The organism is Rhodococcus sp. NPDC004095 (assembly GCF_053604015.1).
The window spans coordinates 217,754-243,407 of record NZ_JBSGGS010000006.1 but is presented as its reverse complement, the minus strand read 5'-3'; the positions used below and the strand labels follow the sequence as shown (position 1 = coordinate 243,407).

General features: G+C 70.1%; 25 protein-coding genes and 1 pseudogene. 7 read left to right on the top strand and 19 right to left on the bottom strand.

What is annotated here, in order from left to right:
* Positions 1 to 45 precede the first annotated feature (45 nt).
* The 4 genes from ACWEPG_RS14190 to ACWEPG_RS14175 all read right to left on the bottom strand — a co-directional run bounded on the left by ACWEPG_RS14190 (position 46) and on the right by ACWEPG_RS14175 (position 1,992).
* Positions 46 to 168: a hypothetical protein gene (locus tag ACWEPG_RS14190; protein ID WP_450133871.1), complete on the bottom strand. Its 123-nt coding sequence runs from the start codon at positions 166 to 168 to the stop codon at positions 46 to 48.
* Between the two features lie 304 nt (positions 169 to 472).
* Positions 473 to 598: a hypothetical protein gene (locus ACWEPG_RS14185; protein ID WP_450133873.1), complete on the bottom strand. Its 126-nt coding sequence runs from the start codon at positions 596 to 598 to the stop codon at positions 473 to 475.
* A gap of 175 nt (positions 599 to 773) precedes the next feature.
* A complete protein-coding gene (locus ACWEPG_RS14180) occupies positions 774 to 896 on the bottom strand; it encodes a hypothetical protein (RefSeq protein WP_450133874.1) in 123 nt (40 codons plus the stop codon).
* Positions 897 to 1,005: 109 nt separating this feature from the next.
* Positions 1,006 to 1,992 (bottom strand): bile acid:sodium symporter family protein, encoded by a 987-nt coding sequence (locus ACWEPG_RS14175; protein WP_452594633.1) that lies wholly within the window; start codon positions 1,990 to 1,992, stop codon positions 1,006 to 1,008.
* Positions 1,993 to 2,085: 93 nt separating this feature from the next.
* Between ACWEPG_RS14175 and ACWEPG_RS14170 the strand changes: the two genes are divergently transcribed.
* Complete coding sequence (locus ACWEPG_RS14170) at positions 2,086 to 2,952, top strand: LysR family transcriptional regulator (RefSeq protein ID WP_452594632.1); 867 nt, start codon at positions 2,086 to 2,088, stop codon at positions 2,950 to 2,952.
* A gap of 11 nt (positions 2,953 to 2,963) precedes the next feature.
* Here ACWEPG_RS14170 and ACWEPG_RS14165 read toward each other — a convergent pair whose 3' ends face one another.
* The 5 genes from ACWEPG_RS14165 to ACWEPG_RS14145 all read right to left on the bottom strand — a co-directional run bounded on the left by ACWEPG_RS14165 (position 2,964) and on the right by ACWEPG_RS14145 (position 6,350).
* A complete protein-coding gene (locus ACWEPG_RS14165) occupies positions 2,964 to 3,899 on the bottom strand; it encodes a phosphatidylinositol mannoside acyltransferase (RefSeq protein ID WP_452594631.1) in 936 nt (311 codons plus the stop codon).
* A gap of 210 nt (positions 3,900 to 4,109) precedes the next feature.
* The gene (locus ACWEPG_RS14160) at positions 4,110 to 4,889 is read right to left on the bottom strand and encodes an ABC transporter permease (protein WP_452594630.1); all 780 of its coding nucleotides are present in this window, start codon (positions 4,887 to 4,889) and stop codon (positions 4,110 to 4,112) included.
* Entirely contained in the window at positions 4,886 to 5,653 is a 768-nt protein-coding gene (locus ACWEPG_RS14155) for an ABC transporter ATP-binding protein (RefSeq protein ID WP_452594629.1), read from the bottom strand. The genes ACWEPG_RS14160 and ACWEPG_RS14155 overlap by 4 nt, the downstream gene beginning before the upstream one ends.
* Positions 5,650 to 6,018, bottom strand: a complete 369-nt coding sequence (locus ACWEPG_RS14150; RefSeq protein WP_452594628.1) for a DUF1048 domain-containing protein — start codon at positions 6,016 to 6,018, stop codon at positions 5,650 to 5,652. The genes ACWEPG_RS14155 and ACWEPG_RS14150 overlap by 4 nt, the downstream gene beginning before the upstream one ends.
* 2 nt (positions 6,019 to 6,020) lie before the next feature.
* Positions 6,021 to 6,350 (bottom strand): PadR family transcriptional regulator, encoded by a 330-nt coding sequence (locus ACWEPG_RS14145; RefSeq protein ID WP_452594627.1) that lies wholly within the window; start codon positions 6,348 to 6,350, stop codon positions 6,021 to 6,023.
* 308 nt (positions 6,351 to 6,658) lie between these two features.
* Between ACWEPG_RS14145 and ACWEPG_RS14140 the strand changes: the two genes are divergently transcribed.
* Positions 6,659 to 7,594 (top strand): DoxX family membrane protein, encoded by a 936-nt coding sequence (locus ACWEPG_RS14140; protein ID WP_452594626.1) that lies wholly within the window; start codon positions 6,659 to 6,661, stop codon positions 7,592 to 7,594.
* 51 nt (positions 7,595 to 7,645) lie between these two features.
* Here the strand turns inward: ACWEPG_RS14140 and ACWEPG_RS14135 are convergent, their stop codons facing one another.
* The 3 genes from ACWEPG_RS14135 to lysX are packed head-to-tail and all read right to left on the bottom strand — an operon-like array spanning position 7,646 to position 12,507.
* Positions 7,646 to 8,251, bottom strand: coding sequence for a histidine phosphatase family protein (locus tag ACWEPG_RS14135; protein WP_452594625.1), 606 nt, complete (start codon positions 8,249 to 8,251; stop codon positions 7,646 to 7,648).
* 12 nt (positions 8,252 to 8,263) lie between these two features.
* Positions 8,264 to 9,070, bottom strand: coding sequence for a DUF998 domain-containing protein (locus ACWEPG_RS14130; protein ID WP_452594624.1), 807 nt, complete (start codon positions 9,068 to 9,070; stop codon positions 8,264 to 8,266).
* A gap of 56 nt (positions 9,071 to 9,126) precedes the next feature.
* Complete coding sequence (gene lysX / locus ACWEPG_RS14125) at positions 9,127 to 12,507, bottom strand: bifunctional lysylphosphatidylglycerol synthetase/lysine--tRNA ligase LysX (RefSeq protein WP_452594623.1); 3,381 nt, start codon at positions 12,505 to 12,507, stop codon at positions 9,127 to 9,129.
* A 47-nt stretch (positions 12,508 to 12,554) separates the two neighbouring features.
* On the opposite strand from lysX, the gene ACWEPG_RS14120 reads away from it, so the two are divergent.
* The 3 genes and pseudogenes from ACWEPG_RS14120 to ACWEPG_RS14110 form a co-directional block, all read left to right on the top strand.
* The gene (locus tag ACWEPG_RS14120) at positions 12,555 to 12,773 is read left to right on the top strand and encodes an RNA-binding S4 domain-containing protein (RefSeq protein WP_452594622.1); all 219 of its coding nucleotides are present in this window, start codon (positions 12,555 to 12,557) and stop codon (positions 12,771 to 12,773) included.
* Between the two features lie 254 nt (positions 12,774 to 13,027).
* Positions 13,028 to 14,455 (top strand): alkaline phosphatase PhoX, encoded by a 1,428-nt coding sequence (locus tag ACWEPG_RS14115; protein WP_450133885.1) that lies wholly within the window; start codon positions 13,028 to 13,030, stop codon positions 14,453 to 14,455.
* A gap of 284 nt (positions 14,456 to 14,739) precedes the next feature.
* Positions 14,740 to 15,132 (top strand): annotated as a pseudogene (locus ACWEPG_RS14110) (L,D-transpeptidase); the annotation flags it as partial.
* 77 nt (positions 15,133 to 15,209) lie between these two features.
* Here ACWEPG_RS14110 and rraA read toward each other — a convergent pair.
* Genes rraA through ACWEPG_RS14095 form a run of 3 tightly spaced genes read right to left on the bottom strand, consistent with a single transcriptional unit; the run spans position 15,210 to position 17,667 of the window.
* The gene (gene rraA, locus ACWEPG_RS14105) at positions 15,210 to 15,689 is read right to left on the bottom strand and encodes a ribonuclease E activity regulator RraA (protein ID WP_450112478.1); all 480 of its coding nucleotides are present in this window, start codon (positions 15,687 to 15,689) and stop codon (positions 15,210 to 15,212) included.
* A gap of 37 nt (positions 15,690 to 15,726) precedes the next feature.
* A complete protein-coding gene (locus ACWEPG_RS14100) occupies positions 15,727 to 16,119 on the bottom strand; it encodes a DUF5313 family protein (RefSeq protein ID WP_450112479.1) in 393 nt (130 codons plus the stop codon).
* 60 nt (positions 16,120 to 16,179) lie between these two features.
* Complete coding sequence (locus tag ACWEPG_RS14095; RefSeq protein ID WP_452594621.1) at positions 16,180 to 17,667, bottom strand: adenylate/guanylate cyclase domain-containing protein; 1,488 nt, start codon at positions 17,665 to 17,667, stop codon at positions 16,180 to 16,182.
* A 312-nt stretch (positions 17,668 to 17,979) separates the two neighbouring features.
* Between ACWEPG_RS14095 and ACWEPG_RS14090 the strand changes: the two genes are divergently transcribed.
* Together ACWEPG_RS14090 and ACWEPG_RS14085 are read left to right on the top strand one after the other, a co-directional pair.
* Positions 17,980 to 19,161, top strand: a complete 1,182-nt coding sequence (locus ACWEPG_RS14090) for an insoluble domain protein (RefSeq protein ID WP_452594620.1) — start codon at positions 17,980 to 17,982, stop codon at positions 19,159 to 19,161.
* A 99-nt stretch (positions 19,162 to 19,260) separates the two neighbouring features.
* Entirely contained in the window at positions 19,261 to 19,929 is a 669-nt protein-coding gene (locus tag ACWEPG_RS14085) for a hypothetical protein (protein ID WP_450133887.1), read from the top strand.
* Positions 19,930 to 19,996: 67 nt separating this feature from the next.
* Here ACWEPG_RS14085 and ACWEPG_RS14080 read toward each other — a convergent pair whose 3' ends face one another.
* The 4 genes from ACWEPG_RS14080 to ahpC form a co-directional block, all read right to left on the bottom strand.
* A complete protein-coding gene (locus tag ACWEPG_RS14080; protein ID WP_450112483.1) occupies positions 19,997 to 21,487 on the bottom strand; it encodes an adenylate/guanylate cyclase domain-containing protein in 1,491 nt (496 codons plus the stop codon).
* A gap of 4 nt (positions 21,488 to 21,491) precedes the next feature.
* The gene (locus ACWEPG_RS14075) at positions 21,492 to 22,964 is read right to left on the bottom strand and encodes an adenylate/guanylate cyclase domain-containing protein (protein ID WP_450112484.1); all 1,473 of its coding nucleotides are present in this window, start codon (positions 22,962 to 22,964) and stop codon (positions 21,492 to 21,494) included.
* A 132-nt stretch (positions 22,965 to 23,096) separates the two neighbouring features.
* Positions 23,097 to 24,695, bottom strand: coding sequence for an alkyl hydroperoxide reductase subunit F (gene ahpF / locus ACWEPG_RS14070; protein WP_450112485.1), 1,599 nt, complete (start codon positions 24,693 to 24,695; stop codon positions 23,097 to 23,099).
* Between the two features lie 157 nt (positions 24,696 to 24,852).
* Positions 24,853 to 25,416, bottom strand: a complete 564-nt coding sequence (ahpC, locus tag ACWEPG_RS14065; RefSeq protein WP_450112486.1) for an alkyl hydroperoxide reductase subunit C — start codon at positions 25,414 to 25,416, stop codon at positions 24,853 to 24,855.
* Between the last annotated feature and the right edge of the window lie 238 nt (positions 25,417 to 25,654).

Here is a 25,654-nt window from a genome sequence, read left to right as displayed (position 1 = left end):
GCGCCCCGTCCCCTGAGCGGGGACGGGGCGCCGTGGTGTCGTGTGTCAGCTGCCGAAGAACGGTGCCGGTGCCGGTGCCGGCTGGGGCTGGGGGAGCGGGGCGGGGTGGTTGAAGCCGCCGAAGTTGGGGATGTTGTTGACGAAGTGGTTGATGTCGGTGATGTTCATGTCTTCATTTCTATCGGTGGAGTCTGGCTGGAAGCGTGGCGTGACCTGGTAGTGGCCTGGCAACGAAATCCTGTGATCTGTTGGAGCAGAAAAGATTCGGAGTGAGCCTCGTCATCCGATGTGGTGCGGCCTTCCGGTCGACCCCGCGCCATGACCGATCTGTTGACCATGGCGCCCGCACGGCAGAAGCGCCCTGCGGCAACGTGTGACGGTTGCGGCAGGGCGCTTCTGGTGGGTGGTCACTCACGGGTTTGCGGCGACGCGACTCACCGTAATGCCGTGTATGACAGAGTGTCTCGCTTTGTCAGCTGCCGAAGAACGGTGCCGGCTGGGGCTGCGGGTGCGGCTGGGGCTGCGGCTGGGGAAACGGAGCGGGGCCGAAGCCGCCGGGGATGTTGTTGATGATCTGGTGGAAGTGGTTGATGTCCATGTCTTCCGTTCTACCGACGGAGTCTGGCCGAAAGTGTGGGGAAACCTGGCAATCGTCTGGCAGTGATCGTCGTGTGACCTGTTGCGGTGGAGCGGTTTTCCTGTGTTCGGCCTCACAGAAACGCCCCCGCCTCGGGGAGGTGGCGGGGGCGTTTCCGGAGGGGGACCGGCTGTGATCAGTGGAAGAACGGTGCCGGCTGAGGGTGCGGCTGCGGCTGGGGCTGCTGCGGGAACGGGCTGCCGAAGCCGAAGCCGTTGAAGAAGTTGTTGAAGGCCTGGGGGAAGTGGTTGAAGTCCATGGGTGTATTTCTACGGGCGAAACCTGGCCGTGGGTTGGCAGCAACCTGGCAAACGGCAGTCAGTCACGTGGGTGGTCTGCCAGGCTTGCCGGGCGCGGTCGCGGTCCGGCTACGCCGAGACCGGCAACGGCACCCGCTTCGCCAGCCGTGCGGCGATGGCCGCGCACACGAGCAGCTGCATCTGGTGGAACAGCATGAGCGGCAGCACGATCAGGCCGATCGGCTGGCCGGGGAACAGGACCGTCGCCATCGGCAGGCCCGTCGCGAGGGACTTGGTGGAACCGCAGAACAGGATCGCGGTGCGGTCCTCGTACGTGAAGCCGAGGCTCCGCGAGCCGTACCAGGTCAGCGCCAGGACGATCGCGAGCAGCACCGCGCACACGCCGACGAGGGCGAGGAGCCGGCCGACGGACACCATCGACCAGATGCCCTCGTTCATGCCGCGACTGAACGCGACGTACACCACCAGCAGGATCGAGCCGCGGTCCACCAGCTTGAGCGGCTTGCCGTGCTCCTTGACCCAGCCGCCGACCCAGCGGCGCAGCAGCTGCCCGGCGGCGAACGGGACCAGCAGCATCAGCACGATGTCGAGGACCGCGGACCCGCTGAACGTGACGCCCTGCGTGGACATCGTCAGCGCCACCAGCAGCGGGGTGACGAAGATGCCGAGCAGGCTGGACGCGCTCGCCGAGACCACCGCGCCGGGGATGTTGCCGCGGGCGACGGACACCAGGGCGATCGCGGACTGCACGGTCGACGGCAGCAGGCACAGGTACAGCAGTCCGAGGTACAGCGGGTCGGTGAGTATGGACGGCACCAGCACCTTCGCGGCGAGCCCGAGCAGCGGGAACACCACGAAGGTGGTCGCGAGGATGGTGACGTGCAGGCGCCAGTGCCTGAGGCCGTCGATCGCCTCCTGGGTCGACAGCCGCGCGCCGTAGAGGAAGAACAGCAGGCCGATGGCGATCTTCGCCGCCCACGCGACGGTGTCGAGGGCGATCCCCTGTGCCGGGACCAGCGCCGCGAGCGCGACGGTGGTGAGGATGGCGACCAGGAACGGGTCGAGCCGGCCCAGCAGGGGGATCTTCGAGAGCATCACCCGACGGTAACGGGCAGGTCACTCATTCGCGAACTCGATAGCCATGATTTCAGCGATCACAAATCGTGATTGAAGTGGTTGGATGATGGGGTGTACGAGCCGATCCAGTTGCGCAGCTTCCTGGCCGTGGAGCGTGAGGGCGGCTTCACCGCAGCCGCGCGGCGCCTGGGCCTTCGCCAATCCACCGTCAGCCAGCACGTCGCGAAGCTCGAGCAGGCCGTCGGCCGGCAGTTGTTTCTCCGGGACACCCACGGCGTGGAACTGACCGCGGACGGATCCGCGATGGTGGGGTTCGCGCAGGACATCCTCGACCGGCACGACGCCGCCGAGCAGTACTTCGCCGGGTCCACCGTGAGCGGACGCCTTCGGTTCGGCGCGTCGGAGGACCTGGTGCTCTACGAACTCCCCGAGATCCTCGCCGAGTTCCGGCGCGGCCATCCCCGGGTCGACCTCGAGCTCACCGTCGGTCTCAGCGAGGATCTGCACCGCCGGCTCGCGGACAACGACCTCGATCTGATGTTCGGCAAGCGGCGGCCGGGGGAGCAGCACGGGGAACTGATCTTCCGCGACCGTCTCGCCTTCCATGCCGCGCCGGGTTACGCACTGGACGGCGAGGGCCCCGTCCCGCTGGTCACCTACCCGCCGCCGTCGCTGACCCGGGAGGCCGCGCTGGACGCGCTCCGGCGCAGCGGCCGCGGCGCGCGGATCACCTGCACCACCGACAGCCTCAACGGTCTGCGCGCCGCCGCGCTGGCCGGGCTGGGGGTGGTGCTGCACGCCGAGAGCCTTCCCCCTTCTGGACTCGAACCCGTTCGAGGGCAAGGACTTCCGGAAGCAGGGTCCATCGAGTTCGTCCTGGTGGCGCGCCGGACCATGCTCACCGAACCCGAATCCGCGCTGCGTGCCGTCATTTTCGCCAACGCCGACCGGCTCCGGGCACGCAGTGGTAGGCGCTGACCCGAGCTCGGCTACTCCGGGAACGTGGTGGCAGGACGGTCGATCGGGCGACGTGACGGGCTCTCGTGACCACCGGATCGGCCGGCAGGGAAGTCGGTGGTCCACACCGGTTGCAGCATGTGCCAGTCGGCCGGATGCGCTGCGATCCCGGTGGCGAACCGGTCGGCCAGCGTCTGGGTCGTGTCCCGCAGGCCTCCGGCGGTGTCGATCGGCGCGCCGACGTCGAAGCCCCAGCCGTCGGGGGTGAACCAGCAGTTCACCGGCAGCAGGGGCGCACCGGTGTCGATCGCCAGCCGTGCCGGACCTGCCGGCATCCGGGTCGGTTCACCGAAGAAGCTGACCGGGACGCCAGTGCCGGTCAGGTCGCGTTCGGCGAGCAACCCGACGATCCGCCCCTCCCGCAGGCCCGCGGCCAGCCGTTCGAACGGCGGCATCGCGCCGCCGGTCAGCGGAATGATCTCGAATCCCAAGCTTTCACGGAACCGGACGAAGCGCCGGAACAACGACTCCGGCCGGAGTCGCTCGGCGATGACGATGGGCGAGCCCACCCGCTGCGCCACCCAGACCCCCGCCAGGTCCCAGTTGCCGCTGTGCGTCAACGCCAGGACGGCCCCGGTGCCGCGCTCGACCGACTCGTGAATGTGCTCCAGCCCGGTCGCCGACGCCTCGACGCTCTCGGCGACTCGCACCGGATCCATCGACGGCAGCCGGAACGCCTCGCACCAGTAGCGGGCATAGGAGCGCACGTTCGCACGGATCAGGCCGTCGGGCACCTGGGATGGTGCCGTGGCGATGACCCGCGCCAGGTTGCGTCGCAACTGGTCCGGTCCGCCCCCGCGGGCGGCGAGGTCTGCGCCGATCTCGAACATGCGGCCGGCCCACCGCTGCGGCAGGGCGCGTACCAGCCGCCACCCGGCCGCGTACCCGAGGTCCCGGGTTCGATCCATCCGGTTCACCGGTCACCGCCGATCGGGGCTCGACGGCGGCAGACACCTGCCCATCCCTTCAGTGTCCTCCCAATGGGGGTGGTCCACATCCAGTAGAGGTGACCGCGGCACGCACACCCCGAGGCCCCGGAAGCCAGCAGCTTCCGGGGCCTCGGTGCCGATGCCGCGCAATCCTGTCGAGCACACTGCGAGGCGACGGTCCGTGATCGTCTAGGCGAACTTGCGTCGGTAGATCGCCGTCGCGGCCAGGTACGAGACGACGAGGATGCCAGCGCACCAGGCGAGCGCAACCCAGATGTCGGAGCCCGCGGGGTTGCCCGCGAGCAGGTCGCGGATCGCGTTCACGATCGAGGTCACAGGTTGGTTGTCGGCGAACGCCCGTACCGGTCCGGGCATCGACTCGGTGGGAACGAACGCGGAGCTGACGAACGGCAGGAAGATGAGCGGGTAGGCGAACGCTCCCGCGCCGTCCACCGAGCTCGCCGAGAGGCCCGCGATCACGGCGAGCCAGGTCAACGCCAGCGTGAACAGGATCAGAATGCCTGCGACCGCGAGCCATTCGAGGGCGTTCGCTCCCGAACGGAAACCCATGAGCAGGGCGACGCCGACGACGATCACGAGCGCACTCACGTTGGCGACCAGCGAGGTCAGCACGTGTGACCACAGCACCGACGGGCGGGCGATCGGCATCGACTGGAACCGCTCGACGATGCCGCCCTGCAGATCGTTGAACAGCCGCACCGAGGTGTACGCGACACCCGACGCGATCGTGATGAGCAGGATGCCGGGCAGCAGGTAGGTGGCGTAGTCGCCGGTGCTCGTGCCGGTGCCCGCGCCGGTGTCGATGGCCCCGGCGAACACGAACACGAACAACAGCATGATCGCGACCGGTGTGACGGCCGTCGTGATGATCGTGTCCGGACTGCGGGTGATGTGGCGCAGGGAGCGCCCGGTGAGTGCCGTGGTGTCGGCGATAACGTGGGTGGTCATGACCGGTCCTTTCCGGCGCCGACGAGGCTGAGGAAGACCTCTTCGAGGGTCGGTTGCTTCTCGACGTACTCGACCTTCGCGGGCGGGAGCAGTTGCTTGAGTTCGGTGAGGGTGCCGTCGACGATGATCGGTCCCTGGTGGAGGACCGCGATCCGGTCGGCGAGTTGTTCGGCCTCCTCCAGGTACTGCGTCGTGAGGAGGACCGTCGTGCCGCCGTCGGCGAGGTCCCGCACGGCCTGCCACACCTCGTTGCGCGCCTGGGGATCGAGTCCCGTCGTCGGTTCGTCGAGGAAGATCACCGGCGGGTTCCCGATGAGGCTCATCGCGATGTCGAGGCGCCGGCGCATGCCGCCCGAGTAGGCCGAGACCTTCCGGTCCCCGGCGTCGCTCAGCGAGAAGCGCGCGAGCAGCTCGTCGGCGATCGCCCCCGGATTCGTCAGGTGCCGGAGCCTCGCGATCAGCGCGAGATTCTCTCTGCCGCTGAGGATCTCGTCGACCGCGGCGAATTGTCCGGTGAGGCTGATGGATTCGCGCACCTCTGCCGCCTGCGCGGCAACATCGAAGCCGTCGACCGAGGCCGTGCCTGCGTCCGCCCGCAGCAACGTGGCAAGGATCTTCACGAGGGTGGTCTTGCCGGCCCCGTTCGAGCCGAGCAGTGCGAAGATGCTGCCCCGTTCGACCTCGAAGTCGACGCCGCGTAGCACGTGGAGCTGCTCGAACGACTTCTCGATGCCCTGCACCCGGATGGCTGCCCGTGTGGTCATTTCCCCTCCCTCTTCACGACGTCGTCGATCGTCTGGGTGAGGCGAGCGCGCTCCTTGTCGATCCACTGCTTGCCGGTGTAGGCCTGCGCGAACGTCTCGGCGAACTCGACCGGGTCGTCGCCGACGATTGCCCGCACCGGGGTGCCGTCGGCCGCGGCGCGCTCCCAGAGGTCGACGGAGTCGCCGAACATGGTCACGAGGGTGTCGCCGTCGGTGACGCCCCCGTAGTAGGTGAGGTACCGCTGGATCGCCTTCGCGGCGGTCGCATACGGCTCGGGGAGGGCCTCGATGCGGGCCTTGTCCCGCTTGAACTGCTTCTTCTGCTCGAGCGAGCCGGTGAGGGTCTCGATCCACTTGGCGCCCATGGTCACTTCTCTCCTTCGTGGAGCTGCTCGATCCGTTCCGCCAGGAAGCTCCAGTTCCTCCAGAACTCGTTCAGTTGGTCTCGTCCCCGCGCGTTGAGGGTGTACACCTTGCGCGGCGGCCCCTTCTCGGATGGAACCTTCTCCACGTCGACGAGGTCGCGCTGCTCGACTCTGACGAGCAGGGCATAGATGGTGCCCTCCGCGATGTCCGCGAAGCCCTGCTCGCGCAGCCTTGCCGTGATCTCGTAGCCGTAGGCGGGTCGCACCGCCAGGATCGCGAGCACGATGCCCTCGAGGACTCCCTTGAGCATCTCGGTCGCCTGCTTGCTCATCGCACCTTCTCCAGTACTCGGTGTTGCTGACTACCGGTACAAAGTAACACTGAGTACTGGTAGGTGGCAACACTTAGTAGTGGACGGTTTTCGTGCGGTCCCACGGCGCTGTGCGCGGTGGATCGGTTGGTGTTTATGGGTTTCGGCGCCGGCACCGCGGCGTTGGCGCGGTGTGATGCTCATGGTGAGGCGCGAGGTGGTGGCCCGAACGCCTGTTCCCCCCGCGTGACACGCCGAGGAGGGTTGGCCGGGCGCCCTCGGGGGTATCTGTGGTTACGGTCGCAAGTAACCGAACAGGGAGGCCGTTGATGATCGTTCGTCGTATCGCCCGTCCGCTGCTCTCCACGGTCTTCATCGCCGGTGGGATCGATGCGTTCCGGAACCCGGCGGCCAAGGTGCCCGCCGCCACCGCCGTCGAGCAGGCCGCGGACAGGCTTCCCGCATCGATCTCGGAGAAGGTTCCCTCCGATCCGGAAACGCTGGTCAAGATCAACGCCGCGGTTCAGGTGGGCGCCGGTGCACTGCTGGCCGTGGGCAAGGCGCCACGGCTGGCGGCGCTGGCACTCGCCGGCAGCCTCGCCCCGACCACCGTCGTGGGCCACGCGTTCTGGAACGTCGAGGATCCTGCCCAGCGCGCTGCGCAACGAATGCAGTTCTTCAAGAACCTGTCACTGCTCGGTGGGCTGTTGATCGCCGCCGTCGACACCGAGGGCAAGCCGTCGCTCGGCTGGCGGGGCCGGCGGGCCGCCCGGCACGCGCAGGACCGGGTCGCGGAAGTGTTCGCCACCGAGTCGGGGCACCCCGCGCTCGCCCTCGTGTCCGATCGGGCCCAGGTGGCGGCCGAACACGCCGGCGTACTCGGCGGCGAGGCCCTCGAAGTCGCGCGGGAGCGCGGCGCGGACGCCCTCGAAGTCGCGCGGGAGCGCGGCGCGGACGCCCTCGAGACCGCCCGTGAACGCGGCGGCGAGTGGGCCGAGCTGGCCCGTGAGCACGGCACCGAACTCGCCGAGAAGGTGCGTACCCGGGGGGTCGAGCTCGCCGAGCTGGCCCGTGAGCGCGGCGAGGAACTGGCCGAGATCGCCCGCGAACGCGGCGAGGAGCTGGCCGAGATCGCCCGCGAGCGGGGCGGCGAATGGACCGCGGCAGCCGGGGGGCAGGTCGAGGTGCTCGGGCGCCGTGCGCGCCGGAAAGCGGAGCGAGCCCTCGATGTCGCCAGGGAACGCGCCGCCGACCTGCAGCGCTGACCCGAGGTCCCGGCTCGCCGGCGCACTACCGGGGCGCTCGGCCAGGGGGCGTCAGCGGTGCCGGGGGAGCAGGTCTCGGACGTGCCCGGTCTCGTTGACCGAGGCGGGTCGGGCCTTTCCGTTGCGGGAGAACAAGATCCGGGAGACCGACGTGTAGTCGATCGGGAACGTGAGCGGCCGGTCCAGGCCGAGCAGGTGCTGCAGGTAGATGTTGATGACGCCGCCGTGTGCCACGACGGCGACGGTGTCCTCGTGGTCGGCGGTCGCCACGACGCGGCCCATCGCGGACAGCACCCGGTCGCGGAACTCGGCCTCGTCGACGAACTCCGGAAGGTGGCCGGCGAGGATCCGGGCATACGCCTCGGGTGCCGCCGTCCTCGCCTCGTGGATCGGGATGTAGTGCGAGAGCCTGCTGTCGTACTCGGCGAGATCCTCGTCGACGTCGATCGTCAGGCCCCGCGCCTCGGCGAGCGGCGCAGCGGTCTGCCGCGCTCGCAGCTGCGGGCTGCTGACGATCCGGGCCACCGGGTACGGCGCGAGTGCCCCGGGCAGTCGCGCGGCCTGCGCCTGCCCCTCCGGGGTCAGCGCCGGATCGGCGGGGGCGTCGTCGGTGAAGACACGTTCGGGCAGTGCGTGGCGGATCAGGAGCAGTTGCACCCCGTCACGGTCTCACGAGCCCGATTCCGTCGTCGCGGGCGGTGGTGCGGTTTCACGTGGAACCCGGTCGTGCCCGGGAACCCTGCTGTGCCCGAATGCCGTACACAGTGCGAGGTAGACGATCCAGCTCGTCACCGCGACCAGTTGCAGCCGCTGCGCGTAGCCGAGCAGCCACACCTCGTCCCCGCGGCCGTCCATGTCGATCGCGAACACGGTCCACACGTTGCCGACCACGTAGGTGATCACGATCGCGATGCCCACCCACCGCAGCCAGTGCGGCCAGCCGTACCGGTACGCGGCGATGATGAACGCGAACACCGACACGCCGGCGGCGGTCGCGGCGCCGACGCTGGTCAGGGCGTGCGCGAGCCTGGCCTCGTCGAGCAGTCCCGCCTGCTCGCGTGCCGCGCAGGCGGCGCTGGCGTGGGCCGAGCACTCGAGCGGCATCCGGGAGTCCAGGGCCGTCGAGATCGCGAACACCGCCAGCCCCACCCAGCCGATCGTCGTCAGGATCCGGCGGGGACGCAGCGTCAGCGCGACCGCCGCGGTGACCGTGAGCAGGACGCCGGTGAGCAGGTCGCCGGTGCGGAAGATCAGCCCGTACGGCTGGTCCAGCGCGGCCAGTTCGCTGACGTACGCGCGGGACGGGTCCAGGCCCGTCGGCAGCACCAGCTCGAGCAGCCAGGACGAGTACAGCACCGCGCCGAGCAGGATCTCCACGATCACCACGATGCGGGTCCGGTGCTGACGGTCGCTCTCGCCGCCGGCGACGGCGTCTCGGTCGTCGCTCACCGGTGTGGTCGTGTCCCGTCCTGACATGGGTCCATCCTCCCCGACACCGCTCCGGTCACCGCTGTGGCCGCGCCACTCACCGGTCACTGCCGCGGCTTCGCCAGGGGGAACGCGAGGGTCTCGCGGATGCTGCCGCCGGTGATGAGCATGACCACCCGGTCCACGCCCATGCCGAGGCCGCCCGTCGGCGGCATGGCGTGCTCGAGCGCCTGCAGGAAGTCCTCGTCGAGTTCCATCGCCTCCTCGTCACCGCCCGCAGCGAGCAGTGACTGCTCGGTGAGCCGGGCCCGCTGGTCGACCGGGTCGGTCAGTTCGCTGTACGCGGTGCCCAGTTCGATGCCCCATGCGACCAGGTCCCACTTCGCCGCGACCCCGGGGATCGTGGGGTGCGGCCGGGTCAGCGGCGACATCGACGTCGGGAAGTTCGTGTAGAAGGTGGGGAACTCGGTGTGGTCCTCGACGAGGTGCTCGTACATCTCCTGCGCCACCGCACCGGCGTCCCAGCCCGGCTGGTACGGGATCTCGTGCTCGTCGCACAGCCGCTGCAACTCGGCGAGCGGCGTCTCCGGGGTGACGGGGACGCCCAGCTTCTCGGCGACCGCGCCGTGCATGGTCTTGACCGGCCACTCGCCGGAGATGTCGACCTCGACCGGCTCGCCGTCCGGGCCGGGCCGCAGGATGATCTCGCGGCCGTGCGCGGCGACCGCCGCCGCCTGGATCAGCTCGCGGCACAGCACCATCATCTGCTCGTAGTCGCTGTGCGCCTCGTATGCCTCGAGGATCGTGAACTCCGGGTTGTGCTTGAAGTCGACGCCCTCGTTTCGGAACACCCGCCCGATCTCGAACACCCGCTCCATCCCGGCCACGCAGAGCCGTTTGAGGTACAGCTCCGGCGCGATCCGCAGGTACAGGTCCAGGTGGTAGGCGTTGATGTGGGTCAGGAACGGGGCCGCGTTGGCGCCGCCGTGCACCTGCTGCAGGATCGGCGTCTCCACCTCCAGGTACTGCCGCGCGGTGAGCGTGTCCCGCAGCGACTTGACCACCGCGCTGCGCGCCACCAGCAGGTCCCGGGCGTCGGGGTTGATCGCCAGGTCCACGTACCGCTGTCGCACCCGGGTCTCCGGGTCGGACAGGCCCTTCCACTTGTCGGGCAGCGGGTGCAGGCACTTGCCGTTCATCCGCCAGTCTGCGGCCAGCAGCGACAGCTCGCCCTTGCGGCTGCGCCCGATCGTGCCGCTCACCTCGATCAGGTCGCCGAGGTCGAAGTCGGCGGTGAACTCGTCGAGGCGATCGCCGACCGTGTTCCGGTCGAACAGCACCTGCAGGTCCCCGGACCAGTCCCGGACCACCGCGAACGCGACGCCGCCGTAGGCGCGGATCCGCAGCAGCCGGCCGGCGATCCGCACCCGGGTGCCCTCCGGGGACGCCGCCGCGGCCGCGACCGTGTGCGTCGGCGGGTAGGCGACGGGGTATGCGTCGACACCTTCAGCGGTCAGCCGGTCCAGCTTGTCCATCCGCACCCGCACCTGCTCGGGCCGGCGCGGGCCCGACTCGGGTGCGGCGGCCGCGGGGACAAGCGCGGGGATCGCGGCGACGCCGTCGGGTGCGCTGCCGTCCGCGTGCAGCGTCCCGGTGCCGGTCATTGCGGCAGGCACCGCCTCGTGCACCCCCGTGTGCTTGCTCGCGTCCCGTCGGCGCAGGCTCGGCAGGGTCAGGAAGCCCTCGGCGATCGCCGAGGCGACACCCACCTTGGGCAGCACCCGGCGGTCCGCGAAGCACAGGTACCGCGGCGCCCAGTCGGGCTGGTACTTCACATTCGAGCGGTACAACGCCTCGAGCTGCCACCACTTGGACGCGAACACCAGCAGTGACCGCCACATCCGCAGGACCGGTCCGGCACCGATCCGGGCGCCCTCCTCGAACACCGACCGGAAGACGGCGAAGTTCAGCGAGATCCGGTTGATCCCGAACCGGTCGCCGCCGGTGGCCAGCTCCGTGACCATCAGCTCGACGACACCGTTGGGAGCCTTGGGGTTCCGCCGCATCAGGTCCAGTGACACCCCGCTCACGCCCCACGGCACCAGTGACAGGATGCCGAGCACCTCGCCGTCCGGGTCCGTCTCGGTCGCGGGCCCGACCGCCTCGACGAGCAGGCAGTCGCCGTCCGCCGGGTCCCCGAGGCGGCCGAGCGCCATCGAGAATCCGCGTTCGGTCTCGGTGTCACGCCACGCGTCCGCGAGGGCTGTCACCCGCCTCATGTCCTCGGCCGGGATGTCGCGGTGCCGGCGGATCCGCACCGTCACACCCTGTTTGCGGACCCGGTTCACGGCCTGGCGCACCTGCCGCATCTCGCGGCCCGCGAGGTCGAAGTCTCGAGTGTGCACGATCGCCTCGTCGCCGAGCTGAAGGACCGTCAACCCGGCCCGGTCGTACGCGGTGGCGCCGGCCTCGCTCGCGCCCATCACGGCTGGAGTCCAGCCGTAGGTCGAGGCGAGGTCGAGCCACGCGTCGATGGCGTGCGGCCACGCCTCCTCGTCGCCGATCGGGTCACCGCTGGCCAGGCAGACCCCGACCTCGACGCGGTAGGTGACGGCGGCCTTGCCCGAGGGCGCGAACACCACCGCCTTGTCACGGCGGGTGGCGAAGTAGCCGAGCGAGTCGTCCCCGCGGCCACGGGCGAGCAGGCCGCGCAGCGCGGACTCGTCGTGGCCGGTGAGGGCGTTGCTCGAACGCTGCGACCGGAACAGGACGACCACCGCGGCGAGCAGGGCGAGGGCGCCGAACAGGCCGAGCAGGGTGTTCACGAAACCGTGTGGGCGCCCGTCGAACTGCTCGTTGTCGATGGCCGCGAGGGCGGTCACCCGGTTGAACGCCCACAGCAGGCGCTGGCCCTGCGGGAGGGTGCCGGGGAACAGTTCCACCAGGCCCCACCCGAGCAGGGTGCCGATCACGAGCCCGGCGACCAGGACCCCGAGCGCCTTCCACCCCGCGCCGCGCCGCACCCGCGTGTAGAACTGCGGCCGCGCCGCGACCAGGATGCCGATCACCGCCAGGTGCGCCACCAGTGCGACAAGGTTGTTCACGTTGCGGTCGATCGCGAACTCGACGATGTTCGCGACCGCGAGCAGCACCAGGTAGATCGTGAGCAGCCACCATGCGATCCGTTTACGGCTTGCCAGGGCCGCTGCGAGCAGGCCGAGCACCAGCGCCCAGGCGAAGCTCGTGTCGGGGGCGTCGAAGTAGTAGTCGTCGATGTACGCCCGCACCGGATGGATGAAGTACCGGAGCACCGGCGACAGGCTCCACAGGAACACGAGGACGGCGTAGACGCCGAGGACCAGGCCGGCGATGTGGGGAACCTGCGCCAGGCGGCCGTCGGCCGGGCGCGGCAGCGCCCGCGACGGCACCGGCTTCGGCACCGGCTTCGGCTGAGCTGACGGTTCACTCGTGGTGATCGGCGGCATGAACCCAGTGTGAACGGTCCCGCGGCCGGGTGCGGGATGATGAGGTCATGTCCGCTCCCGAAGACGTCCCCATCCGCGACGAGGTCATCCGCCTCGGTCAGTTCCTCAAGCTCGCCAACCTGATCGACTCCGGCGCGGAGGCCAAGGAGGTCATCGCCGACGGCCTGGTCACCGTCAACGGGGATGTCGAGGTGCGGCGCGGTCGGCAGCTACGAGCCGGCGACGTCGTCGAGATCGGTGGCATGCGCGCCCGCGTCTCGCACTGACCGCAGCTCGTCCGGCCGAGGGGCACCCTCGCGCGGGTGGGTGGAACGCCGGTGCGCGTGAGCCGGGGATGGCCCGCTATCGTCCGGTCACCTTCGGGGTTTCGTAATTGGCTGGTGGTCAATGGTTTTCGGTGCAACGGCTGTCGAGGGAATTGTTTCGCGGTTCATCGGCCGGTCATCCGGCGTCCACGTGACACCGGGTTTGCCTGCCTACCGTCCGGTCGTCCGTTGTTCATCGATGGAGGTACCCGGAAGTGACCCTTTCACCACTGAACCGCCGCGCGTTCCTCGAACGCACCGCCCTCGCCGGCCTCGGGGTCGCGCTCGCGGGCAGCGTCGACACCCTGTTCCGCCCGGCACTCGCGGCCGCGGCCCCGGGCAGGGCGATCGGCTACGGTCCGCTCGTCCCCGACCCCAACCGAATCCTCGCGCTGCCCGTGGGGTTCTCGTACACCGTCGTGTCCCGGTCGGGTGAGACCTTCCTCGACGGCGGCGCCGCGTTCCCGAGCGACCCCGACGCGAACGGGGTGTTCGCAAGCGGAAACGGCACCGCGATCGTCACCAACCACGAGATCGGCAAGGACGAGCCCTACGGCGTCCCGGCCGTGGACGGCCTCACCTACGACCCGGGTGCGCGCGGCGGCACCACCACAACCGTCCTCGGCCGCGACGGCGCACGTCAGGCCCAGTACGTCAGCGTCGCAGGCACGGTCAACAACTGCGCAGGCGGCATCACTCCGTGGGGGACCTGGCTCACCTGTGAGGAAACCGAGGCGAAGGCCGGGTCCGGCGGTTTCACCCTCGACCACGGCTACGTTTTCGAGGTCGACCCGGCAGCGCAGGCGGCGAACGTCGGCAAGAGCCCGATTCCGCTGAAGTTCCTCGGCCGGTACGCGCACGAGGCGGTCGCCGTCGACCCGGCGACGAGCGCCATCTACCTCACCGAGGACGCGTCCGACCCGAACGGCCTGTACTACCGGTGGACGCCGCCGCAGGGCTTCGTCGGCGGCCCCGGTGCGCTGCACGCGCTCGCCCAGTCACAGGGCGGGGACACCGCCGGTGCGCTGCAGGCGATGAAGTGCTTCGCCGGCGGAGTCCACGTGCCGGACCTGTCGCAGGCCACCGAACCCGGCGTCCGCTACACCGTGGAGTGGGTCGACGTTCCCGACCGGGACGCGAAGTCCAAGTCGGTGCGCAAGCAGTTCACGAACGATCAGGTCACCCGCAGCCGCAAGCTCGAGGGCCAGTGGTGGGGCGACGGCGGCGTCTACTTCGTCGCCAGCTACGCCCGCACCAGCGACGGCAGCGTCGCCGAGCACGACGGTCAGGTGTGGTTCCATGACCCGGCCGCTCAGACGATCGAGCTGAAGACCCTGTTCGGGGTGAACCCGGACCCGTCCGTCGACACCGGCAACTACGACGGTCCGGACAACATCACGGTGTCGCCGTACGGCGGCGTGATCCTCGCGGAGGACGGCGAGGGCATCAGTCACCTCATCGGGGTGGCGCAGGAGGGCGATCCGTTCCCGATCGCGCGAAACGAACTGAACGACAGCGAGTTCTGCGGCCCGGCGTTCAGCGCCGACGGGAAGACGCTGTACGCGAACATCCAGACACCCGGCATCACGGTCGCGATCCGCGGCCCGTGGCGGCGCCCGACGGGCCTGTCCTTCGGCTCGTAGCCGGCGCCGCTCGCCCGGTCGCGAGTGTGCACCTGCCGACCGTGCCTTTCCGGGCCGTGCGGCGGCAGGTGCACACCCTTCGGCGATCGGGGTGGGCACTGTCGTACGCCGTCTCACGGTGCCACACTGGATGGACCGGTCGCGTCTTCTCGAAAGGCGGTACGGCCATGATGCGGGCACATCGGAACGCACTGCGGATGCTGGGCGTGGTGGCGGTGATCCTGCTGCTGCACTTGGTTTTCGGTGGTGGTGCGGTCGCTGCGCCGCCGTGGGTGCGAACACAGGGTGGCGCGGTGTCCGCGGTCGCGAACGTCACCACGCACCAGTTCACGGTCAGCATCGGGGATCAGGTCGTGCGGACGATGCCGGCCTCGATGGGCAAGCCGGGCCACGAGACCCCGCTGGGCACCTTCGAGGTGCTCGAGAAGTACCGGAACCTGGTGATGGACTCGTCCACGTACGGGGTGCCGATCGACTCGCCGGAGGGGTACCGGATCGACACCGAGTACGCGGTCCGGCTGACCTGGAGCGGGATTTTCGTGCACTCTGCACCCTGGTCGGTCGACTCCCAGGGCCACGAGAACGTCAGCCACGGCTGCATCAACCTGAGCCCCGAGAACGCCCGGTGGTTCTACGAGAACGTGCAGGTCGGGGACAGGGTCGTGATCGTCGACTGACCGGTCGGCGCCGAGCGTGCGGTTGTCGGCGCCGCTCTCGGGCGTTGCGGCGACAACTGCACGCTCGACGACCGTGGTCAGTCCTCCGCGCGGACGACGACGCCGTCGTGGTCGCTGTAGACCATCTCGCCGGGGTTGAAGGTGACGCCGCCGAACGTGACGGGCACGTTCTTCTCGCCCGACCCGGTCTGGGTGCTCTTGCGCGGGTTGGTGCCGAGCGCCTTGATACCGATCTCGAGGGTGCGCAGGATCGCCGAGTCACGGACGGCACCGTTGACGATCACGCCGGCCCATCCGTTGGCGACGCCCTTGCCGCCGATGATGTCGCCGACCAGCGCGGTGTGCACGCTCGCGTCGCCGTCGACGACGAGGACGCCGCCGTTGCCGGGCTCGCCGAGGGTCTGCTTGACGAGCAGGTTGTCCTGGAAGCACTTGATGGTGGTGATCCGCCCGGAGAACACTGCATGCCCGCCGAACTGGATGAACTGGGTGTCGCAGCTGCGGATGTCGGGGCCGATCTCGTCGGCCAGATCTGCGGTGGCTACCTGCTCCGTCATGTGGGTGTCCCTTCGTCGACGAACATCCACAGCCTAGTTACCGGTCGGTACCGCGGCCGTGCCGGGACTCGTAGTCCTCGCGGGTGGCGTCCGCGCGCCGCTGCGCACGTGCGTTGAGCAGTTGGGGGTCCAGGCCGTGGGCGAGCAGCCGGTGCCTGCGGTAGATGTTCATCAGCGCGATCGCGAAGTACAGCACCGGCAGCAGGAGCAGTGCCATCATCGCCAGCGGAATCCACCGTTCGCCCGGGATGAGCAGGTAGAAGGCGACGAACAGCGGGATCAGCGGGACCGTGAACCGGATGACGTACCGCACCGAGGAGCCCGGCCCGACCAGATCGTTCCGCACCCAGTCCTGCATCGAGTCCGGCAGCGTGCGGCCGAACAGGTAGCCGAGGTACTGGGTGACGCTGGGTTTGCGCTGGTCGGGCATCAGTCCAGGGTAAGACTCCGGAGTGGCCGCGCACCGGTCGGCCCGGATGTTCGGTCGGCGCTATCGGGTGCGGCGGTTGCGCCTGGCGGTGGCCAGCCGGCCGGTGGCCCGCAGCACCTGCGGCGCGCGGCGAGCCACCCGCAGCACGGTGCGGTCGATCATGTTGAGGTTCAGCGGCTTTCGTGCCATCACACCGAAACCGTTCTCGCCCTCGGCGAGTTCGTACAGGCGCCAGTGCCCGGGAACACCCTTGAGGTCGTGTTCACCGCGGTCGGTGAAGACGAGTTCGGATCCGACGACGAGGTCTCGCACCGTGCGGGACACGAGCACCTCGCCGGGCCCGGCCGCCGCGCCGACCCGCGAGCCGACGTGCACGGTCATCCCGGTCAGTTCGGTCCCGATGCCCTCGATCTCGCCGGTGTGCACCCCCGCTCGCACGCCGAGACCCAGGTCCGCGGCCTGCCGGCAGACGGTGCGGGCGCACCGGACCGCGGCGACCGGACCGTCGAACACGCTCAGCGTGCCGTCGCCGGCGACGTTCACCAGGCGCCCGCCCGCCGTATCGACCTCGTTGCGCACCTGCCGTTCGTACGAGGCACGAAGTTCGCGGTACCGCCCGTCGCCGATCCGGGCGAGGGTCTCGGTGGACCCGGCGACGTCGGTGAACAGCACCGTCGCGAGGTAGCGCTCGGCGTGGACGGGTCGGCTGACGCCGGTCGCGACCCGCTCGATGTGGTCGAGCACCGGTATCCAGCCCTCCCCGAGCGAGGTGCCCGGCGGCTGTCGGGGCAGCACGTGCAGTGTGCCGTGCGGAATCGCCTCGGCGATCCGGCGGGACCCCTCCAGCGGGATCGGGCTCCCGGCGGAATGCAGCACCCGCGTCGGGCACTGGATGGAGGCGAGTGCGTCGAAATAGTCGATCCGGAGCCACCATTCGAGATGTGCGCGGGCGGTGGCGGGAGTCGCCGAGCAACGCTCGAGCAGCGCCATCAGACGCCGATTGAACGGCGAGTCCAGTGCGGTATCCCATGCCGCGAGCAACTGGCCAGACCCCCAGTTGTCGTACGCGGCGCGCCATCCGTCGACGAACCGGTCCCGCTCCTCCTCGGTCCACCCCCGCGGCGGGCCGACGCCGTCGCGGAGCGCCCCCTCCACGAACGGTTGCTGCAGCACCATGCCGGACACGCGATCGGGGGCGCGGGCGGCGACGAGGGCGAGGGCACCGCAGGTGCTGGCGATGCCGACCAGGGTGGCGCGAGGAACTCCGACGGCGTCCATCACCGCCAGGACGTCCTCGGCCTGTTCGTCGAGGGTGGGGACGTGGTCGACGGGGTCGGACAGGCCGAAGCCGCGGCGCTGGAAATACACCATCCGGCCGAAGGCCGCGGCGCGCTCGAACACGTAGTGGATGTGCGGATCGGTCCACATCAGATCCGGGTGCAGACCGATCTCGAGGAACAGGACGACGTCGGCGCCGCCCTCGCCCACGACCTGGTAGGCCAGCGCGTGCCCGTCACGCTCGACATACCTGGTCCCCGGCGGGTCCATGCATCCAGGGTAGCCGCGGCGCCCGGTCGGCGGGACCGGCGGCTTTCCGCTGGTCAGACCGGTCGGTCTGTTAGGGCTTGTCCTGGGCTGGTGGTCAACTCTATGATCTCTGCGCTCGCGTCGCACCGTTGGGGAGTGGTCCGCGGGCAGATTTTCAGTACACCGTGTGGGGGCACGTTGCTTCGGCGGGCCTTCCACCGTCTCAGGGGGAATTGGCTTGAGCTCGACCGTATTCGGCGCGCGCACGCGTCGCTTCCCTCCCTCATGCATCGCACGGTGCGGTGTTCGATTCACGACCGGAGGGAACTTCACATGAGCAGTGCCGTTTCGAAGGGCAGGCACCGCCGCCGCGTCGAGCGGGTCACGGTGGCCGGTGCGCTACCCGTCGCCATCGCCATCGCCTACTCCGGGGTCGCGGCCGCGGTCCCCGTGCAGCCGGGCGTGAGCGACGCGCCCGAGGCCCAACCGGGTGTGGACGCCGAGGTCCCCTCACCCGCCGCGGAGGTGTCGCCGCCGACCGCCGACGTCGTCCCCGACGAGCCGAAGGCGTACTGGGTCGCGCCGCCCGTGGAATACGACAACGTCCCCACCCGCCCCGCCCCGACGTACTACTACGAGGAGGCCCCGATCGCCCCGGCCGGCGTGCAACAGTTGCACCTGCCGGTCCCGGTCGAGCCGGTCGCCCCGATCGAGGCCCCGGCTCAGCGCCTCCGGCTCGGCGATTACGTTGCGGACAAGCCGAATTGGCTGTCCGAGGAGGATCTCGACAAGACCAACAACACCGCCGCCGCCTACGAGGCGCAGGTCAACACCGCGTGGCGGTCGGTCGGTGTCGAGGCCTCCCGCGCAGACCGGATCGGTGCCGCGACCGTCGCCGGAGCCGCTGCCGGCGGGCTCGGAGCCGCCGCAGCCCTCGGCCTCCCCGCGGCCGTCGCGGGCGGGTTGGTCGGTGGCGCGATCGGGACGACGGTCCTGCCGGAATCGGTGGGCATCGGAACCGCCGTCCTCCCCGGCGTCGGCACGATCACCGCGCCGGTGCTGACCATTGCCGCGGGCGCAGGCATCGGCGCGGCGGCGGCGGGAATCCCGGTCGCGGTCGTGGCCGGCACGGCGGGCGCCGTTGTCGGTGCGGCGCAGGGCATGGCGTTCGGCGCCGGCGACACCCTCGCCGAGCCGGTCGAGATGCAGATCCCGGACGCCCCGACCGTGGATCCGGGGGCGATCACCGAGGGAACACGGGCGACGGTCGCGCAGGTCGAGACGCTGCCCGGCGGACCCCAGGCGGTCGACGCGGTCCGCGACGCCGTCGAATGGGTGCCGCCGCAGGTCGCCGCGACGACCGAGCAGGTCCGCACGGCCACGCTGGGACGGCCCGGCGGGCCTGAGCTGGTCCACCGCGTCGAGGCCACCGCGACGGCAACGGCGGACGCGTTCGCGCCGATCACCGGCCCGGCGGGCGAGGTGGCCGGCGCCGTCGTGGCCGGGTTGGTCTAGGCCCGCAGGGCGGGTACCGGAAGGTGGGCCGGAACTCCGCCCGCGCACCCGTGTGAGGCGGCAGGAAGGGGGGCGAGCAGGCCGATGGATCCGTCGGAGATGAGCCCGCACGAGGACGGCACCGCGGCCGCCGCCGGCCAGACCGGTCCGGCGGTCGCCGAGCCGGCGTGGCTGTCGGACCCCGCGCCCCCGGCGCCCGGCGGCCCGGCCGACGCGTCCGATGGCCGCCCGGAGCCGCCGCGACCCCATCGCCGGCTACGGCCGCGTCGCGGTGTCCTGCTCGTCGCGGCCGCGGCCGTGCTGGTCGCGGCGGTCGTCACCACCGTGGGATTGGTGCTGAACATGTCGGACCGGTCGACGACCGGCACCACGACCGGTCGGGCCGAACCCGAACCGGCCGACACGGCGTGGTGCGCGGGGCTCGGGGCGGGCACCCCCGCCTCGGTCGACGCCGCCGACCCCGGCGAGGCCGCGATAGCCGGTTTCGAACGCGCCTACTACGTGCTGCGGGACGGTGCCCGTGCCCGTGAACACGTCGCACCCGATGCCCGAGTCGGCTCCGCCGAGCAGATCGGCAAGGGAATCGCGCAGATTCCCGTCGGCACCACGCACTGCGTGCTGGTGCGCAAGGCGACCGACGGCGCCTACGCGGTCGACGTGTTCGAACGCCGCCCGGACGGCAGCACCACGCACTACCCGCAGACGGTGCTGACCGTGACCACACCGGAGGGCACCCGGATCACGGCCATCACCCCGCGCGAGGGGTGAGTCCGAGTTCAGTTGTGCCGCAGCGCGTCACCGCCGGTCCATGACACCGGGCCGGCCGCAGCGGGGGTCAGCGGGACAGTCGTCGCTGCCTGGCGTTGGCCATCCGGACCGCACCCCGCAGGACCCGCGGGGTGCGGCGGGCAACGGTGAGGACGGCGCGGTCGAAGGCGGACAGGTTCGGGCGCAGCCGGGGCAGTGGGTCGCGCCGGGCGCCGGGGGTCAGCGCGAACAGCTGCCAGCGTCCGGGCACGCCCCTCAGCGTGTGGGTGCCGCGGTCGGCGAAGGCGAGCCCGGATCCGGCGGTGAGGTCGCGGACGGCCCGCGAGACCAGGACCTCGCCTGCGCCGGCGGCGGCACCGATACGGGCGCCGACGTGCACCGTCATCCCGGTCAGGTCAGGTCCACTGCGCTGAACCTCTCCGGTGTGCACGCCGGCCCGGACCTCGAGGCCGAGTGCGTGTGCCTGTTCGCAGATCTCGTGGGCGCAGCGCACCGCCGCCGCGGCGCCGTCGAACACGCTGAAGGTGCCGTCCCCGGCGACCGTCAGCACGCGACCACCCGCGTCCTCGACGCCGGAACGGACCTGCCGTTCGTGAGTGGCACGCACTTCCCGATACGCCAGATCCCCCAGTCGGGCCAGGGTCTGCGTCGAGCCGACCAGGTCGGTGAACAGGACGGTCGCCAGGAACCGGTCGGCGGCCGCCGGGTGGTGGGCGCCGGTGACCACCTCTTCGACGTGCTCGAGGATCGGCACCCACGCCTCCCCGAGGGCGGCGCCGGGCGGCGCCGGCGGCAGCAGATGGAAGCTGCCGTGCGGGATCAGGTCGGCGACGTGCCGCGCGGCTCCGCGAGACACCGGGCTGCGCGGCACGAGCAGTACCCGGGCCGGGCACTGGATCGCGGGCAGCGCGTCCGCGTAGTCGGCCCTCATCATGCTCTCGAGGAGCTCCTGCGCGGTGGCGGGGGTGGCCGAGCAGCGTTCGAGCATCGCCATCACTCGCCGGTTGAAGGGTGAATCGACGGCGGGATCCCACATCGGGACACTCTCCCCGGCACCCCAGTGCCGGTAGGCGTTCCGCCAACCGGACACGAACCATTCGAGGTGGTCGCGGTCCCAGCCGGTCGGAACGACGGCCTGGCCGTCTGCGGTGAACAGATGTTCCGCGAAGGGCTGGATCAGCACCAGCCCGGCGACCCGCTCCGGGGCCCGTGCGGCGACCAGCGCGACCGGCCCGCCCCCGCTCGCCACGCCGACCATCGTGGCGCGAGGCATCCCGGCGGCGTCCATGACCGCGAGCACGTCGTCGGCCTGTTCGTCGAGGGTGGGCAGGTGGTCGACGGGATCGGACAGGCCGACGCCGCGACGCTGGAAGAACACGGTCCGCGCGAAGCCGCCGCCGCGTTCCATCAGGTAGTGGATCTGCGGATCGGTCCACATCAGATCGAGGTGCATGTTGATCTCGAAGAGCCACACCACGTTCGAGCCGCCCGCTCCCACCACCTGATAGGCCAGCGCGTGCCCGTCGCGCTGGACGTACCGCGTTTCCGGCGGATCCATGTCCTCAGCGTAGGCGCCGGTGGGTGGCGAGGCGCGCGAGTCCGCGCATCACCCCGGGAACCCGGCGGGCCATGGTCAGCACCGCTCGGTCGGCCGGTGTCGGGCGCGGTGGGAGCGGTGGCTGCGGTAGCCGGTCCCGGCTCGTCGCGGAGTACACGTGGACCTGCTCGGGGACGCCTTTGAGGCGGTGCTGTCCGAGGTCGGTGAACTCGATGTCGGAACCGCGTGCGAGGTCGCGGGCCAGGCGCGAGCAGCGCACCTCTCCGGGGTGCGCGGAGGCCGCGATCCGGGCCCCGACGTGCACCGCCATCCCGGTCAGTTCGGGGCCGGCGCGGGTGACCGCGCCCACGTTGATCCCCGATCGCACCTGCAGGCCGAGATCTGCTGCAGCGGAGTCGATTCGAAGGGCGCACCGGAGTGCGGCCACCGGGCCGTCGAACACGCTCAGGGTGCCGTCCCCGGCGATGCCGATCAGGCGACCGCCCCCGGACTCGACCTCGCCACGCACGAGTCGGTCGTGTGCGGTCAGCAGGGCCGCGAATCTGGTGTCGCCGATCTCGGCGAGCACATCCGTGGACCGCACGACGTCGGTGAACAGGACCGTGGCGAGGAACCGGTCCGCGTCCACCGGCCGTACCGCTCCGGTCACCAGTTCCTCGACGCGGTCGAGAACGGGAATCAGGGCCTCGCCCAGGGTTGCTCCCGCGAGAATCGGTGGGAGGTCGAGGAAACGGGACTCGGGGGTGAGGTCCGCGACCCGTCGCACGGCGTCCCGGGCGAACAGACTGTCCGGCTGGTGCAGGATCTCCGTCCGGCACTGGATGGACGGCAGCACACGCGCGTAGTCGGCGCGCAGGGCCCACTCGAGGTGCGCCTGCGCGGTTCCCGGTGTGGCCGAACAACGTTCGAGAAGCGCCATGATGCGGCGGTTGTGCGGCATGTCGAGGGTGGGATGGGTGAGGGCGCTGAGTTCCCCCTGGCCCCAGTGCGCGTAGGCGCCGCGGTAGGAGCCCACGAAGCGGTCCCGCTGCGCAGCGGTCCACCCGTCGGTGACGCCCTCGTCGTCCCGCAGCAACGCCTCGGACCAGGGTTCGGCGAGAACCAGTCCGGTGACGCGGTCGGGGCAGCGGGCGGCCAGCAGGGCCAGCGGGCCGCAGGTGCTGCACGCCCCGACCAGGGTGGCCCGGGCGACACCGGCGTCGTCGAGGACCGCGAGGACGTCGTCGGCCTGCTCCTCGAGCGTCGGGACGTGATCGATGGGATCCGAGAGCCCGAGACCGCGACGCTGGAAGAACAGTGACCGCGCGTAGGTGGAGCAGCGTTCGAAGTTGTAGTGCAGGTGCGGGTCGGTCCACATGAGATCCGGGTGCATCATGACCTCGAAGAACCAGGCCACGGTGCGCGGTCCATCGCCAACCACCTGGTAGGCCAGCGCGTTGCCGTCGCGCTGGACGTACCGCGTCACGGGCGGGTCCATGTCGTCAGGTTAGTCGCCCTGACACCGGACGACCGGCGGACCACGATTCTCCCGACGACGAATGCGGCCCCGGTTGAAAAGCCAACCGGGGCCGCATTCGCGGATTTCGACTACGCCTTCTCGGCCGTCGCGTTATCCGGCCGCGACCTCGACCGGGGCCTCGGCCTCCGCCGGGGTGCTGGTGCGGATGAGGTGGTCGAAGGCACCGAGCGCCGCCGTCGCGCCGGATCCGGCGGCGACGATGATCTGCTTGTACGGGGCCGTGGTGCAGTCGCCGGCCGCGAACACGCCGGGGACCGACGTGCGGCCGTGGTCGTCTACGACGATCTCGCCGCGCGGGGTGAGTTCGACTGTGCCGGAGAGCCATTCGGTGTTCGGCAGCAGGCCGATCTGCACGAAGACGCCGTCCAGGTCGACGGTGTGCGACTCGTCGGTGGTGCGGTCCGTGTAGGCCAGGCCGGTCACCTTGTCGCCGTCGCCGAGGACCTCGGTCGACAGGGTGCTGAGCAGGATGTCGACGTTGGGCAGGCTGCGGAGCTTGCGCTGCAGGACATCGTCGGCGCGCAGCTGCGAGTCGAACTCCACGAGGGTGACGTGCGCGACGATGCCGGCGAGATCGATGGCCGCCTCGACGCCGGAGTTGCCGCCGCCGATCACCGCGACCCGCTTGCCCTTGAAGAGGGGGCCGTCGCAGTGCGGGCAGTACGTGACGCCCTTGTTCCGGTACTCGTTCTCGCCGGGAACGTTCATCGACCGCCAGCGCGCGCCGGTGGAGAGGATCACCGTCTTCGACAGCAGCCGTGCGCCGGAGGCGAGCTCGACCTCGACGAGGCCCTGCTCGGTCTCGGCCGGCGTCAGCTTCGCGGCGTTCTGGACGTTCATGATGTCGACGTCGTACTGGCGAACGTGGTTCTCGAGCTCGGCGGCGAACTTCGGGCCCTCGGTGTAGGGGACCGACGCGAAGTTCTCGATGCCCATCGTGTCGAGCACCTGGCCACCGAACCGCTCGGCCACCACACCGGTACGGATTCCCTTGCGGGCCGCGTAGATCGCCGCGGTGGCGCCGGCCGGGCCGCCGCCGACGACGAGCACGTCGAAGGGGTCCTTCTCGGAGATCGCGGTGGCGGTGCGTTCCGCGGCGCCCGTGTCGAGCTTGCCGACGATCTGTTCCAGGCTCATCCGGCCGGAGCCGAACGGCTCGCCGTTGAGGAACACCGTCGGCACCGCCATCACCTGGCGGCTGTCGACCTCGTCCTGGAAGAGGGAGCCCTCGATCGCGATGTGCTTGACGCGCGGGTTGAGCACGGCCATCACGTTCAGCGCCTGCACGACGTCGGGGCAGTTCTGGCAGGACAGCGAGAAGTAGGTCTCGAAGTAGAAGTCGCCTTCGAGGTCCCGCACCTGTGCGAGCAGGTCCGCGTCCTCCTTGGACGGGTGCCCGCCGACCTGCAGCAGGGCGAGGACGAGGGACGTGAACTCGTGGCCGAGGGGGATGCCGGCGAACTGCACCTCGACGTCGGTGCCGACGCGGCGGATCGCGAACGAGGGGCGACGCGGGTCGTCGCCGGTGCGGGTGTGGGTGACCTGATCCGACAGGCCGGCGATCTGGTCCAGGAGTTCGGCGAGCTCGGTGGACTTCGCGCCCTCGTCGAGGGAGGACACCAGCTCGATCGGCTGGGTCACCTTCTCGAGGAGCGACTTCAGTTGGTTGGCGAGGGAGGCTTCGAGCATGAGAACTACTCCATGTGTTGGAAGAAGAACAGTGACTTGATGGAACGGGAGTCGGCGAACTTCTCAGCTCGAGCCGAGGCGTGGTGATCTGCGCGCGGCGCGCTGGCGCCGGTGGCACGGGGTGATCCCGTGCCACCGGACGAGCACCGTCGGCGAATCAGATCTTGCCGACGAGCTCCAGCGACGGAGCGAGGGTCTCTTCGCCCTCTTCCCACTTCGCCGGGCAGACCTCGCCCGGGTGCGAGCGGACGTACTGCGCGGCCTTGACCTTGCGGACGAGCTCGGCGGCGTTGCGGCCGATGCCCTCGGCGGTGACCTCGGTGAACTGGATGACGCCGTCCGGGTCGACCAGGAAGGTGCCGCGGTCGGCCAGGCCCTGGTTCTCGCGGAGGACCTCGAAGTCGGTGCTGATCTGCAGGGTCGGGTCACCGATCATCGCGTACTTGATCTTCGCGATGGTGTCGGACGAGCCGTGCCACGCCTTGTGCGTGAAGTGGGTGTCAGTGGAGACGGAGAAGACCTCGACGCCCAGGCCCTGCAGTTCGTCGTAGTGGTCGGCGAGGTCGCCGAGCTCGGTCGGGCAGACGAACGTGAAGTCGGCCGGGTAGAAGTAGAAGACCGCCCACTTGCCCTTGATGTCCTCGTCGGAAACGGTAACGAAGGCACCGTCTTTGAACGCCTCCGCGGAGAAGGGCTTGATCTTCTTGTTGATCAGCGACATGTATGGCCTCATTCATTTCGGGATGTTGGTGTGTCCGTTTCGACCCTAACGAGGGTTTATTGATTGCACCAATCGATTGTTCTTTGTGTGTTGATAGACGAGGGCTATAAGCGCTGGATCCTGTTCTGGAATCGTGCCAAAAAAGACGCAAGTGTGATGGACGCCATAGTCGGGTGGATCCGGGTCGTGGCACCGGTCACGGGCGCAGTGCCGAACATGCCTGTGACGGCGACCACGA